The organism is Bacillus sp. Medicinal_06, assembly GCF_056711665.1.
On the sequence record NZ_JBWYHD010000055.1, the window covers coordinates 1 to 987 of the forward strand.

Consider the following 987-nt stretch of genomic DNA (forward strand, 5'->3'; position numbering starts at 1 on the left):
AGTACGCGTTTGGATAAGAAATAAATCTGGCGCTTTGACCCATCGGATTGAATATAAATTTAAATGTATTGGCATTTTGATTCGTATTTTGTATACTAAACGTGAGTTTTTCTTACAGTAGGCAATCTTTCAGTTTCTATGAAATCCAACCAATCTGTTAATTATGTATGGTGTCAAACAAGCTCTTATGTCAATGGATATAAGAGCTTGTTTGCATGTGTATTGCTTTTTTATGTACAATGAAAGAAAAATATCATATGAGACGGGGAGAGGAAAACCCATGTCCAACCAACAATTAGTAAATTTACGCATTGATTTTGCTTTTAAACAATTATTTGGTACAAGTGGAAATGAAGATATTCTCATTGCGTTTTTAAATGCTATGTTACAAGATTCTTTAGAATCACCCATTGTTTCGTTACAATTAGAAGATCCACATTTACACAGGGAACATGAAGAGGATAAATTATCGATTTTAGATATTTCCGCAACATTAGATACAGGAACAAAGGTAAATGTAGAAATCCAGCTAAATAATAATCATGATATGATTAAGAGAAGTTTATATTACTGGGGAAGGCTATACACATCCCAACTTCAAAAAGGAATGCCCTATAGTTCTCTTCATAAAACAATTACGATTAATTTATTAAACTTTGTCATGTTTCCAGAATATGAAGCATTCCATACAACAGGAATCTTATGGAATCAGCAACAACAGAAGGTATTGAGTAGTGATATCGAAGTTCATATCGTGGAAATTCCAAAACTTATGCAACAGTGGCGGAATGAACAAGTAAATCCCTGGGAAGATTCATTTGTCCGTTGGTTGTTATTACTTCCAGCGAATGAAGATGAACAATTAACCCAAACATTGGAGGATATTGCGATGAACCAAGACCCTATTTTACAAAAGGCAATGAATAAATGGGAACGTATGAGTCAAGATTCTTCTTTCCGACAAGCGTATGAAGCAAGGGAGAAAGC

The 987-nt window shown here is 33.8% G+C and carries 1 protein-coding gene; it reads left to right on the forward strand.

Features of this window, described 5'->3' with window-relative positions; translation table 11 throughout:
* Positions 1–280: 280 nt before the first annotated feature.
* On the forward strand, positions 281–987 hold a 707-nt coding region (locus AC1M36_RS28305; RefSeq protein WP_479846523.1), incomplete at its 3' end, for an Rpn family recombination-promoting nuclease/putative transposase.